We start from the raw sequence: 13,194 nt of genomic DNA, 5'->3' as shown, positions 1-13,194 counted from the left end.
AATTGTGCTTCGCCTAAATCATCATTCTTATAAGCATTAATAATTAATTGTAATTTGCCTACACTGAATCCTTTCCAATGAAGAGCTGCATAAACACCAAGGATGTCTAAACCGCCACCACTGGCACCATTTAATAATGTTATGCCAATACCAAATCCACCTATAATTGCCCCTATAATACAGGACGCTAATGTATCTTGTAGTATTGGTACTTGCGGTATTGGAATAATTGACATTGTAATTGTAATCATCAACATTCCAATTAATGAACCCATAAAGAATTTTTTACTCAATGTCTTATAAGTAAACACAAATAGTGGAATATTAATCAACATATTTATAATTCCAGCTTGATTACTCGCAAGATTAATTGATGTATAGCGATTTAATAATTCAATTATTAATTGGGCTACTCCTACAAATCCTCCATTATACAAACCATGGGGGATAATAAAGAAGTTAACAGCTAATGAAAACAAGGATGTTCCTAAAAGAACCATGAACATCCTTTGTAATTGAGATTGCTTCTTCATATCTTAGTCTTTGAAGATTTCTACTTTTTCCATTACATCCCCTTGTTGCATATTTCTTACTGCCCCAAGATTACCTGTAACTAAACCAAATACTGTATGCACACCATCTAGATGTGGTTGTGGATCATGAACAATAAAAAATTGACAGCATCCTGTGTCTTTTCCACGATGAGCCATTGATAAAGCTCCTGGAATATGTTTATGTGGATTATTCACAGTCTCGCAAGGAATTGTATATCCTAAATCTCCTGTTCCTGTTCCATAAGGACAGCCACCTTGAGAAACAAATCCTGGGATTACACGATGGAATGTTTTTCCATTGTAATACCCTTCTTCAATCAATTTTACAAAATTTTCAACTGTTTTTGGTGCTTCATCTGGATACAATTCAAAAGGTAGCTCTGCCCCATTTTGCATTGTGATTTTACCTAATATTTTTGTCATAAATTTCACCTCGTCACAATTATACTTTCTTTATCGATTGAATGCCATATTATTTGTTACTAATTTGTTCATCATTTTTTAAATCTGTTTCGATTTCATCATGATTTATTAAAAGAACCAAAACCGTATAGGCTACAGGTAACAATATATCATTGTACTGAAATACTGGTATTATGCCATTATAACCTTGGAAAGAGATCATTGAACGAATAAGTATCGCAAGCGTTCCAAAAGTTATTAACACATGATAAGATTTCTTCATTATTCCAAATAGTCCTGTGAGTAAAGTTAAGCATCCTGGAACTAAAAAGCTAATAATTATCACAGCACGATTTAATTCAGACAAAGGTTCTAAAATCAAAGTACTTCCAGAAATCAAAATATTCACTAAACCAGAGCCTAACATAATGAAACTACATACTTTAAATAGTGTTTTCATCAGTCATTCACCGCCTTCACATTTTGAAATATTTTATCTAATACATCATTAGGAAAATAGTAATCAAGTAATTGCGCTACTAAATTTGTCGCTGGTATTCCTCTATCCCTTTGACTTTGTCTAAATTCCGCTGAAAATGTTATTACACTATCAAATAAAATGAAAACGAGTAGAAATGTCGTCACTTTTTTACCAAATTGATAAGGTATTTTCTCAATCCATTTGGATAGATATGGATAAACAAGTTTCAAAAGTATAATTCCACCCAATCCCCAAAACATCATAAAAGGAACCGTTGTACGGCCTTGTATATTTAAAAATAAATGAGAATAATCCCACGCTTGTGTATGTAATAAAACTTCTTCCAAATAACTAATTGAATACTCTGTTGCTCCACCAATCAAACAACAATAAATATATGTAAGAAACCAATTTCGTTGTGAATCATTTTTACCTAATAAAATATAAAATAAAGAAAATCCAATACCATATACTGGATTAAAAGGACCATAAATTAATCCTACATGTGGTTGTAATAATCCATGTCTTGCGAACGCTAGAATCGTCTCATAAACTACACCTGCAACACAGCCAACCATAAAGAAAGCGAATATTTTTTCAAAACAATATCCCTCACCAAATATTTTTTTTCGAACCCCCATACTATCACCCTTTCAAGAAGAATTATATCATAGTAACTTTTTTTGTTTAAAAACACGCTTTCTAATATGAACCATGCTACAATAATATTCAGAGGTATTCTATGAATTTAATTTGTCCTTTGTGTAAAAATAGTTTAATCAAAAATGAAAATTCTTTTTGTTGTGTAAACAACCATCATTTTGATTTAGCCAAGAGTGGTTATATTAATTTGTATTTAACAAATAAAAGTAAATCTCATGGTGACAATAAAGAAATGATTCATGCTCGTACATCATTTTTATCAAAAAATTATTATCTTCCCTTAAAGAAAAAACTAATCGAAGAAATTGATAAAATTAATCCTAATACATTAGTTGATCTCGCCTGTGGTGAAGGATATTATACACGTGATTTTAATTGTCCTAACAAAATTGGAATCGATTTATCAAAAGATGCTATTCAATATGCAAGCAAACAGGATAAGAGCTCACAGTATTGTGTCGCCTCTATTTTTGATTGTCCAATTGCCACAGAATCTGTAGATTGTGTAACTACCTTATTTGCACCTATAGCCACCAATGAAATCAATAGAATTTTAACTACTGGTGGATATTTTGTCGGTGTATTTCCTGCTGAAAATCATCTGCTTGAATTGAAGAAGACAATTTATGATACTGTTTATCTAAATGAAAAACCACAAATCGATTTAGATTTAAAGCACATTTTTACACATCGCGTTACTTCACTTATTCACTGTGATTCTAATGAAGATATTCTAAATCTATTCATGATGACACCCTACTATTTCAAGACTTCGCTACAAGATAAAGAAAAAATCAATTGTCTTCATCAGCTTGATTGTACAATTGATTTCTATATTACAATTTATAAGAAACAGTAAACACCAGTACTTTGGTGTTTTATTTTGTCTGTTCTTTTACACGATACTTAATTATTTCTCTAATTAGTTCTATCGGTAAAGATTCATCTATAGGAAATTGAATTGTTCCCTTAGTAGTTTTATAGCCTTTTAACTTATCTTGAAATGCAACAATACCCTCTGGTTGAGGATAAAATCCTATGTGTTTTTTAAAAGCTGCAAAATGCACAAGCCATTTACCATTTAAGTCATATGTTGGCATTCTCATGCAGATTCTTTCCTGAGCATTTGGCGCCAATTCCAGTATATTTTTTCTTAATTCATTTAATTTTTCCTGAACTTCTTTTGGAAACTCATCAATGTATTTTTCAACTTCATTCATACTATGTCCTCTTGTAGATAGTCTTCATCACTAATCACTGTAAATCCTTCTTTCAATAATAGTTCTGCCGTAACACCATAGCCTTCTATAACTGTATGGCTAAATGTACCATCATAAATCTTATTTACACCACATGAGGGACTTTTAGCTTTCAAAATGACTTCCGTTACCTGATATTTCTTGCATAGCTCTACCGCTTTTTGTGCACCTTTAAGATATGCATCTGTCACATCTTCCCCTAGTTCTGTCAGTATTCGATTATTTATTCTTTCTGCCGGTGTTCTTGGAACATTTAGACCACCTAAAACTTCTGGACAGATCATAATTGCTTCATTATTTTCTACCATTTCTTTAAATTTATGTTTTTCATGACTTTTTCCATTATAACTACAACATACACCACATAAACATGCACTAATTGCTTTCATATTATCACCACCAAAATTATAGCATAGAAAAAGGAGTGCTACTCCTTTTCATGAATCAATGATACCTTTGTATTTGATTTTGGATAATTCTTTTCTCCCTCACTTATTATTTCAATAAATAGACGGATTGATTTTTGCTTTTCTTTTGAGCATTTTCGATACGCAAGGATCATCTCCATTTCACGTTTAGATATTAATAGGTCATTTTTATGAATCTTTTTATTCTTATTCTCATATCCTATTAAAGTGTTAATATCAGTATCAAATGTACTTGCTATTTTCTTCATCATTTCAAAATCCGGTTCTGCTGTATCATTTTCATATCGTGATATTGCTTTGGCGCTAACACCGCAAATTTCTGCCAATTCTTTTTGTGTAAAATTCTTATTTTTACGCAAATATTGCACTCTTGTTCCAAATGAAATCATTACATCCCCCTTGGTTGTACAGTATAAACTATATAAATTTTAATTTCTTTAATTTCTCTTTTTTGTAGATTATATGCGGTCTAAAATGACAAAAAAAAGGGATTTTTATAAATCTCTTGAAATTTATTTAAATAGGTGTTATATTATTTTAGCAGTCACAAGTATTGAGTGCTAAGGAGGAAATATACTATGGCAAAGAAACAATTTAAAGCTGAATCCAAAAGACTTCTTGACTTAATGATTAACTCTATTTATACAAATCGCGAGATATTCTTAAGGGAGTTAATCTCAAATGCATCAGATGCTTTGGATAAACGTTATTACCTATCACTTACTGATGATGGTAAGCGAATTGATAAAAAGAACCTAAAAATTGATATTAGTGCTGATAAAGCCAATCGAACATTGACTATCTCGGATACTGGTATCGGTATGACCGAGAAAGAACTAGAATCAAATCTAGGTACTATCGCAAAAAGTGGATCATTGGAGTTCAAAAAGGAACTTGACGATGCGACTAAAAATATTGACATCATCGGTCAATTCGGAGTTGGATTCTATTCTGCATTCATGGTTGCGAAGAAAATTACTGTTGAAACTAAATCAATCCATGGTGATATTGCTTATTCATGGGTAAGTGAAGGTGAAGATGGCTACACAATCAATACAATTGATAGAGATCAAGTAGGAACTACAATCACCCTTGAACTTAAAGATGACACTGCTGAAGACAATTACAGTGACTTCCTTGAAAGTTATCAAATCCAACAACTAGTTACAAAGTACTCAGATTATGTACGTTATCCAATTGAAATGATGGTAGAAACACAAAAACCAAAGAGTGATAACCCTGAAGAATTTGAAACAGTAGTAGAAAATAAAACACTTAACTCAATGGTTCCGTTATGGAAGAAGAACAGAAAGAAAATTAAACCAGAAGAATATAATGAATTCTATAAGAGTAAATTTATGGATTGGGAAGATCCACAAAAAGTTATCCATTACAATGTAGAAGGTAATATTTCATATAATGCATTATTATTTATTCCTGGTAAAACACCATACAATTTCTACAATGCTGATTATGAACCAGGGTTACAACTTTATTGTAAAGGCGTATTTATCATGGATAAGGCAAAAGACCTTCTTCCTGATTACTTCCGATTTGTTAAAGGTTTAATTGATAGTGATGATTTAAATCTAAACATCTCTCGTGAAATACTTCAACAAGATCGTCAAATGAAAGTATTAGCCCAAAGTATTGAAAAGAAAATTAAAAATAATCTTGAAGAAATGCTTAAAGGCGAAAGAGAAGAATATGAAAAATTCTTCACTAACTTTGGTTTAACACTAAAATATGGTATTTACCAAGATTATGGTATGCATAAAGATACACTTCAAAACTTGATTCTATTTAAATCAAGTAAAGAAGATAAATACGTAACATTAGAAGAATATGTAGAACGTATGCAAGAAGGTCAAGACTTAATCTACTATGCTTGCGGTGAAACAATTGACGCTATTAAGAAGCTTCCACAAATGGAAAGACTTCAAGAAAAAAATCTAGAAGTTTTATATTTCATTGATGATGTTGATGAATTCGCAATCAATATTTTAAATACTTACAAAGATAAAAAATTCAAATCTGTCAATCAAGGAGATTTAGGACTAGATAGTGAAGAAGAAAAGAAAGAGAAAGAAGAAAAGGCTAAAGAAAATCAATCATTATTATCAAGTATGAAAGATGCATTAACAGATAAAGTTAAAGAAGTTCGAATCTCTTCTCGTTTAAAATCACATCCAGTATGTTTAGTTTCTGATGAAGGAATTTCACTTGAAATGGAAAAAGTTTTATCACAAGCACCAAACAGCCAAGGTATTAAGGCAAATAAAATTCTAGAAATTAATCCTGATCACGAAATCTTTAAAACACTTCAAAAGGCATATGAAAAAAATCCTGATCAAGTTAAAGACTATGCAGATGTATTGTATAATCAAGCATTACTTATTGAGGGATTACCAATTGAAGATCCAATCGCATACGCAAATAAAATTTGTGATTTGATGATTCACGCAAATAAATAAGAGTTCAATTATGAACTCTTTTTTTAATAGTAACCATGCTCAAACGTGATTACAGTATAAATATTATCTTCTCTCTTTGTTAACTCCGTATCAATGCGATTTTTAATCTCATCGGCTGTCAAATAAAATTCAAATGGAACTTGTAAATCAAAAATTAAATTTGTATGAGTTGGTCCAATCACAACCCTAAAGTCATGCATGGATAGTTTGGGATCAATTGAAGCAATTATCTCTTTCATCAATTCTTTATGTGAATTGACAACAGCATCATCTATTTGAATAGGATCCATATGGATTGTCATAATAATATGTAATTCTTTTTCTATTCGTCTTTCGATTTCATCAACTAAATCATGGATAACCAAGAAATCTTGCGTACAATCTACTTCAACATGCACACTACCAATCATATTTCCTGGACCATAATTATGAATAATTAAATCATGAATTCCTAAAATTTTTGGATTTGCTAATATAATCGCTTTTATTTTATCAACCAGTTCTTTTTCAACAGGTTGTCCAATTAATTCATCAATTGTTGAACGAATAATTCCAATACCAGAAATGAATACAAAGATTGATACAAGAATACCCATTGCTCCATCCAGTGGTAAAGTAGTGAACAATGAACCAACCAAGGCAATCATTGTTGCCGAAGTTGCAATGACATCATTCAAACTGTCCTTACTTGTCGCAATCATTGCCGAATTATTTATTTTCTTACCTAATGTTCTATTAAATAAACTCATCCATAATTTTACAAAGATAGATAAAATCAATGAAATTAATACTACTGTACTATAAATTATTGGCTCTGGATTCAACAATTTATCAACTGATGTTTTAAATAATTCAAACCCAACCAATAAAATAATCACAGAAATAATGAAACTGACAATATATTCAATTCTTCCATGGCCAAATGGATGATCACGATCAGCAGGCTTTGCAGCTAACTTATATCCAAATAAAGTAACAATGCAACTTGCAGAATCTGACAAGTTATTAAATGCATCTGATGTTATCGCAATTGAATTTGTTAGAAAGCCTAAAGTTAACTTTACGGCAAATAACAAAACATTACACACAATGCCAACAAGACTACTTAACGTACCATAACTAGATCGTACTTTTTCATTTTCAATATCATTATAATTTTTTACAAATCGCTTAACCAAAAAGTTAATCATGCCTTACCTCTCAACTTCAATTTATTGTAAACGCACCTTTTTAGATTCAAGGTTTATGTTATATTTTAAACTTTTTTGAAGATAAGTAAAGGATATTGTTACTAAAAGCGGAGAAAACATAAGAATTAAGAATTGCAATATTTCTAAACGCATATTTATACTCAATAGTGGTAATAAAAGAATCATAATCATCGCAATAATCAGTAAGGTACACATAACTTGAATTGAATTTAAAATAAAATTTTTAATATATTTTTTACTTCGTAAATAAACTACTTTCCAGCATCCGCAAGAGATTACAATACTCATTGCTAAGAAGGTATAAGACCATGTGCTAGCATGACCAATGCAGAAGAGTATAATAATCTCTATTATCGCGATGCAAATGTTTTGGATAATAAACTTACCCATTATTTTTCTTGAAGGGTTGAGAACACCTAGAGAAAGAATAGCGGCAGTGCAAGATAAAAATAGAGATGGCGTGGGATATCCAGCAATGGCATAATCACATGCTAATACCGTACAAGCAAGGATAAAGATATAAGCATTTTTTAATTTCATAAGTGTTCCTCCTTCAAGTGTTTATACTTTACCACACAAGGAAAATATAACTGTCCCTTTTTTAGTACAGTATGATATGATTATAGGGGTGATATGATGAATACAACAAAACTTAGATTATTATATTTAATTGATTTATTCAAACAAGATACAAATGAAACAAATTCTGTCACAATGCCTGATATACAAGATTATCTTTATTCAAAAGGAATTGTTGCTGAAAGAAAATCACTTTATGAAGATATAGATACATTAAAAACATGGGGACTTGATATTATTTATAATCGCCCCCAAGGATATTATTTAGCCTCTACTGACTTTGATATTATTGAGATCAAATTACTTGTTGATGCAATTGCTTCAAGTGATTTTCTTACAAAGAAGAAAACAAGTGAACTTCAAAAAAAATTATTAAACTGTCTCAATCATTATGATCAAGAAAGCATCAAACATCAACTTTTTCAAAATCCTAATAAATTTAAAAATGAAAATATTTTCTACTCGTTAGATACCATTCAAAATGCTATCAATAAAAATTCATCAATACAATTTATGTATTTTGATATCACAATAGACAAGCAAAAAAAGTATCGAAAAGATTCGACACCTTATCATTTGATTCCCTATGCACTTCTTTATGAAAACCAACGTTACTATTGTATTGGTTATTCAACCAAATATAATAATTTTTCACACTATCGTGTTGATAAAATGGATCAAGTTATTTTACAAGATGATTTTAATGAAAAGAAGAATTTCAATCTTTCTAAATATAAAACAACTAATTTTAATATGACACTTGGACAAATAGAAAATATTACACTAGAATTTGATTTGTCCTTAACTAACATTGTTTTTGATACCTTTGGACAAGATGTATTTATAAAGAAAGTAAGTCCTTCAACCTTTACTATTAATTTATCAAGCACTGTTTCAACCAACTTTATTGGATGGTTATTGCAATTTGGCAAGAAAGTGAAAGTTATTTCACCTTCCTCACTTATAGAAGACATTAAACATTTAATTGATGAAGTTCAGGAAGTTTACTAAGATCCTTTAATAACTTTTTATGTGCTGTTACCATTGGATAATTATGAACATCTTTCATTTTAACCCAAGCACATTTATCTAATTCAATCTTCTTATTCATAAATACGAGAAAACAGTTCATATGCCATATAAGATGGGAAAAGACATGCTTTCTCTTTTTTAATTCTTCGCCTTGAATGTTATAGCGTGAATCAAATTGTGGTAATCGGTAATAATCTCTCATCAGACCGTCACTATCATCACTACTTAAGCAAATCTCATCTTTACATACAAATACATATGTGTATACTTCTAGCTCTCTAGGAGCCTTCATTTTGCTTTTAACTGGATAGTTTTCTTCTACGCCTAATTCATGTGCCATACATTCATCTTGAAGCGGACATAAACTACACATCGGTTTCTTTGGCGTACATACCATTGCACCAATTTCCATAAGTCCTTGTGTGAAATGTGATGGATTTGAATCTTTCATCCATGTCTTACATATTTCCGTAACTTTCCTTCGTGTACTAATCTTAGTAATATCATCAGCTAATGCGAAATATCGTGTTATAACGCGAAAAACATTACCATCAACTGCTGGTACTTCTTCCCCAAAAGCTATGCTCAAAATAGCGCCTGCTGTATAGTCACCAATACCTTCTATTCTTTGTATTTCATCGGGATCATTAGGTATAATACCACCATAATTCTCCATCACTGTAATAGCGCCTTGATGTAACTTACGCGCACGATTATAATATCCCAAGCCTTGCCAAACCTTTAACACTTCTTGCAAATCAGCTTGAGCAAGTTTTTCAATTGTAGGCCACTTATTCATCCATGTTTCATAATACGGTAACATCGTATCAATACGTGTCTGTTGAGCCATGATTTCACTCACCCAAATCGCATAAGGATCACTTGTTTTTCTAAAAGGTAAATCACGATAATTCGCACGGTACCAGTCTTCAATTTTTTCGCTAACTTTCATTTTATGTCCTCCCATACTATAATAAAGCTAGAGGAACTCACAATGAATGAAATTAATCAACTTCAAACTTTAATCGACTCTAGTCATAAAATTGTATTTTTTACAGGTGCTGGAATTTCTACAGAGAGTAATATCCCTGATTTTCGAAGTGCTGATGGTCTCTATCAACAAGCTAGTAAAATTCCACCTGAAACTATTTTAAGCCATACCTTCTTTATAAACAACCCTGATGATTTCTACAGATTTTACCGCAAAAATATGTTGTATCTTGACGCAAAGCCAAACACTGCACATAAATTTATCGCTGATTTAGAAGCAAAAGGTAAATGCCTTGGTGTAATCACCCAAAATATTGATGGTTTACATCAATTAGCGGGTTCAAAACACGTATGTGAACTTCATGGTTCTGTATATCGAAATACTTGTATGATATGTCATAAAACCCATTCAATTAAAGATATTATTAATACTGAATCCATTCCCCTTTGCAACTGTGGTGGAATAATCAAACCTGATGTTACTTTATATGAAGAGGCGCTTGATGAAGCTGTCATTGATGATGCATTAAATCTTATTACTTCTGCTGATTTACTACTTGTTTGTGGAACATCATTATCGGTTTATCCTGCCGCTGGATTTATTCGTTATTTCAAGGGAAATAGTCTAGTTCTTCTCAATAAAACAACTACCCCTTTTGATAATCAGGCTGATTTATGTATTCATGATTCCCTAGGAAATATCTTTTCACAAATTAAATTATAAGATAAAAAGACCTTACGGTCTTTTTATCTTGCCCTTGAATATGATTTACCATTTTCCATCTGAATTCCTTTAGCACTCATCATTTCATTCACTGTGACTACTTGGAATCCCTTTTCAATTAGCATTGGTATTATTTGAATAGCTGCATCTTTTGATTCAGCATGAATATCATGTAATAGTATAATATCACCATCTTTAGCATTGTTCATTGTTTCATTTATTGTACTTTGAACATCTCTTGTTTTCCAATCCAGTGTATCAATACTCCACATGATAAATGGATATGGTGATGTCTCACGCATCCGCTTACTTATTGCACCATAAGGTGGTCTAAAGGCAGTAACTTGATAACACCATTGACTTACATCTTCGTATACTTTTTGAGAAGTTAAATAGAATTGTTCATCAAGATTTTTCATTTTCGCCATATTTGGATGACTATAAGAATGGCTTGCAACCTGGCTACCAGATTCAATTTCATCAAGAATAACTGCACTTCCCTTTGTTGTAATGCGATTGCCCACCACAAAGAATGTTGCTGCACTATCATAACGCCTTAATACTTCCAAAATTTGTGGTGTATTTGTAATATGAGGCCCGTCGTCAAAGGTTAATGCTACCATTGGACGATTAGGATCTACATATCGATTTGGAATATACACAACAGGGTCTGGAATACTTTGATCAACACCAAAATAAATATTGATATGCGATGCAATTGTCGTTAAGTCTAAGCGAAATTCAATTACTTTTGGGGCAAGATTTTCAATTTTATAAACAAGTGTATTACCATCTAATGTAAAATTAGTAAACAATTGCCCATTTTTATCTGTTTTTTCTAGAAATTCTTTAGTATAAGCAACATCTTGCAAATCTACATCTTGTTTACATTGAGTTCTCAAACTTTGGGTCATAAGCCGTAGTGCGATATCATCATAAATTAATGAAGTATCGATAAGATTTCCATCATTCTTATTAATCCAAAGCGATTCAGTCTCAGTAGATTCTATACCATCTACTAGTTTTGTAATCTCAAAGCGATAATTTATTAACTCTTCAGTAATCGGAAGTAATGTATAGTCGACACGAACTAAGATTTTCTTAGCTTCACTATCTGCTTCATCTTCTAGCACTTGATTATATAATTTTTCTGACACTTCTTTGATTGTATTTCCCAGCTCATTATCTATTTTAGGATAGTAGACCATTATAGATAAATGATTCGATACTTTTTTAAAAGCATCAAGTTTAACATTTTCTTCTTTGTGATCTTTTACTTCCAACAAATATTCTGGTACATAATTCATAGCTAACAGAATACTTGCGGAAATCCCACATAATATTGCAAACATAATTACTATAATTGCAACTTTTTTCTTTTTTATCGTTTTTTTCGTAATCATAACAACCTCAAATCTAAGTAAATATATTTAACCTCCTACATGATAACATAAAGTATTAAGTACTTTGCCCGTTTTTCTTAATAAAGGTTCTTTTTAAAGAAATCTTTAGGTATCATTACTCAATCAGTGAATAAAAAAACGATTCAAACTGTTTACAACGCGGATCACCCTTTCGGTAAATAAATAACAAAGAATGAATAATATCTAAATGTTCTAAGCTAAACGTTGCTAATTCACCACGTTCTAACTCTTTTTCTACTACTCCCTTATAAACAAATGTGATTGCTTGAGACTGTGCGATACATTCTTTGATAAGTATAAAACTTCCTAACTCAATTGTTTGAGAAAATGACAAAATACTATCATTTCTTTCTTTTAGCCAACCTTCTAAGATTTGGCGCGTTCCTGAATAAGGTTCCCTTAGAATTAATGGATACTCATGAATTTCCTTAAGTGTTACTTTCTTATTCGCTAATGGATGATTTTTCGCAACCACTGGAATAAATTGAGCATCTAAAAATGTTTTAGTCTCTACAAAAGAGGTATCAAACAAACCTTCGACAAATGCACAATCAATTTCATCATTATGCAATTTCTTAATTAGTTCGCTTGTATTACTAACTAATACACGTAAACGTTCTTCTTTATTCAATACTTCCTTTACCAATAATTGTGGTAAATAATAATCAGCAATTGATAATGTTGCTCCTACACATAAAGGTTTAATTGTATTTCTCAATAATAATGAAAATTCTTGGCTATTAGCTTGTTGAAGACTCAAATATTGATAAAGAAGTTTTCCTTCTTCCGTAAGTCTAATTGCGCGCCTCTTACTATCAATCAACTGACACCCATAAAATTCTTCTAATTTATGAATATGTTGGGTTACTGCAGGTTGTGTCATATGTAACGCTTTGGCGGCAGCTGTATAACTACCATATTTAACAACACTAAGAAACGTCTCTATCTTTTGATCTAACATTATGCACCTCTT

16 protein-coding genes are annotated in these 13,194 nt (G+C 31.2%); 4 read left to right on the top strand and 12 right to left on the bottom strand.

Annotation, left to right across the window (positions count from 1 at the left end; translation table 11 throughout):
* The 4 genes from RSB60_RS01855 to RSB60_RS01840 form a co-directional block, all read right to left on the bottom strand.
* The coding region (locus RSB60_RS01855; protein WP_332614213.1) for a YitT family protein at positions 1-533 on the bottom strand (533 nt) is incomplete at its 3' end.
* A 3-nt stretch (positions 534-536) separates the two neighbouring features.
* Complete coding sequence (locus RSB60_RS01850; protein WP_323380444.1) at positions 537-977, bottom strand: peptidylprolyl isomerase; 441 nt, start codon at positions 975-977, stop codon at positions 537-539.
* A 49-nt stretch (positions 978-1,026) separates the two neighbouring features.
* Entirely contained in the window at positions 1,027-1,416 is a 390-nt protein-coding gene (locus RSB60_RS01845) for a hypothetical protein (RefSeq protein WP_323380445.1), read from the bottom strand.
* A complete protein-coding gene (locus RSB60_RS01840; protein WP_332491630.1) occupies positions 1,416-2,078 on the bottom strand; it encodes a putative ABC transporter permease in 663 nt (220 codons plus the stop codon). Before RSB60_RS01840 ends, RSB60_RS01845 begins: the two co-directional genes overlap by 1 nt.
* A gap of 101 nt (positions 2,079-2,179) precedes the next feature.
* Between RSB60_RS01840 and RSB60_RS01835 the strand changes: the two genes are divergently transcribed.
* Positions 2,180-2,959 carry a putative RNA methyltransferase gene (locus RSB60_RS01835; RefSeq protein ID WP_332614210.1) on the top strand — a complete coding sequence of 260 codons (780 nt, stop codon included), beginning with the start codon at positions 2,180-2,182 and terminating at the stop codon, positions 2,957-2,959.
* 19 nt (positions 2,960-2,978) lie between these two features.
* Here RSB60_RS01835 and RSB60_RS01830 read toward each other — a convergent pair whose 3' ends face one another.
* From RSB60_RS01830 to RSB60_RS01820, 3 genes are read right to left on the bottom strand one after another with little or no spacing between them, the layout of a single operon-like run.
* On the bottom strand, positions 2,979-3,320 hold the full coding sequence (locus RSB60_RS01830; RefSeq protein ID WP_332614208.1) for an iron chaperone: 342 nt from the start codon (positions 3,318-3,320) through the stop codon (positions 2,979-2,981).
* The gene (locus tag RSB60_RS01825; protein WP_332614206.1) at positions 3,317-3,748 is read right to left on the bottom strand and encodes a DUF523 domain-containing protein; all 432 of its coding nucleotides are present in this window, start codon (positions 3,746-3,748) and stop codon (positions 3,317-3,319) included. The genes RSB60_RS01830 and RSB60_RS01825 overlap by 4 nt, the downstream gene beginning before the upstream one ends.
* A gap of 38 nt (positions 3,749-3,786) precedes the next feature.
* The gene (locus RSB60_RS01820; protein ID WP_323380450.1) at positions 3,787-4,176 is read right to left on the bottom strand and encodes a helix-turn-helix domain-containing protein; all 390 of its coding nucleotides are present in this window, start codon (positions 4,174-4,176) and stop codon (positions 3,787-3,789) included.
* A gap of 189 nt (positions 4,177-4,365) precedes the next feature.
* On the opposite strand from RSB60_RS01820, the gene htpG reads away from it, so the two are divergent.
* Complete coding sequence (htpG, locus tag RSB60_RS01815; RefSeq protein WP_332516316.1) at positions 4,366-6,261, top strand: molecular chaperone HtpG; 1,896 nt, start codon at positions 4,366-4,368, stop codon at positions 6,259-6,261.
* Between the two features lie 23 nt (positions 6,262-6,284).
* Here htpG and RSB60_RS01810 read toward each other — a convergent pair whose 3' ends face one another.
* Positions 6,285-7,451 carry a cation diffusion facilitator family transporter gene (locus RSB60_RS01810; RefSeq protein ID WP_332475289.1) on the bottom strand — a complete coding sequence of 389 codons (1,167 nt, stop codon included), beginning with the start codon at positions 7,449-7,451 and terminating at the stop codon, positions 6,285-6,287.
* 21 nt (positions 7,452-7,472) lie between these two features.
* Complete coding sequence (locus RSB60_RS01805) at positions 7,473-8,012, bottom strand: hypothetical protein (RefSeq protein ID WP_332475288.1); 540 nt, start codon at positions 8,010-8,012, stop codon at positions 7,473-7,475.
* Positions 8,013-8,108: 96 nt separating this feature from the next.
* Between RSB60_RS01805 and RSB60_RS01800 the strand changes: the two genes are divergently transcribed.
* Positions 8,109-9,062: a helix-turn-helix transcriptional regulator gene (locus RSB60_RS01800; protein ID WP_323380454.1), complete on the top strand. Its 954-nt coding sequence runs from the start codon at positions 8,109-8,111 to the stop codon at positions 9,060-9,062.
* Here RSB60_RS01800 and mutY read toward each other — a convergent pair.
* Entirely contained in the window at positions 9,025-10,035 is a 1,011-nt protein-coding gene (gene mutY / locus RSB60_RS01795; RefSeq protein ID WP_332475287.1) for an A/G-specific adenine glycosylase, read from the bottom strand. The genes RSB60_RS01800 and mutY overlap by 38 nt on opposite strands.
* A gap of 42 nt (positions 10,036-10,077) precedes the next feature.
* Here mutY and RSB60_RS01790 point away from each other — a divergent pair, with 42 nt between their 5' ends.
* Positions 10,078-10,797: an NAD-dependent protein deacylase gene (locus RSB60_RS01790; protein ID WP_332614202.1), complete on the top strand. Its 720-nt coding sequence runs from the start codon at positions 10,078-10,080 to the stop codon at positions 10,795-10,797.
* A gap of 23 nt (positions 10,798-10,820) precedes the next feature.
* Here RSB60_RS01790 and RSB60_RS01785 read toward each other — a convergent pair whose 3' ends face one another.
* Both RSB60_RS01785 and RSB60_RS01780 read right to left on the bottom strand, forming a co-directional pair.
* Entirely contained in the window at positions 10,821-12,200 is a 1,380-nt protein-coding gene (locus RSB60_RS01785; RefSeq protein WP_332614200.1) for a polysaccharide deacetylase family protein, read from the bottom strand.
* 115 nt (positions 12,201-12,315) lie between these two features.
* A complete protein-coding gene (locus RSB60_RS01780; RefSeq protein WP_323380458.1) occupies positions 12,316-13,182 on the bottom strand; it encodes a LysR family transcriptional regulator in 867 nt (288 codons plus the stop codon).
* Between the last annotated feature and the right edge of the window lie 12 nt (positions 13,183-13,194).

Source organism: Anaerorhabdus sp. (assembly GCF_036657415.1).
Classification (GTDB): Bacteria; Bacillota_I; Bacilli_A; order Erysipelotrichales; family Erysipelotrichaceae; genus Anaerorhabdus.
Note: the sequence above shows the minus strand (reverse complement) of the source record. Positions and strands in the feature narration are given on the sequence as shown.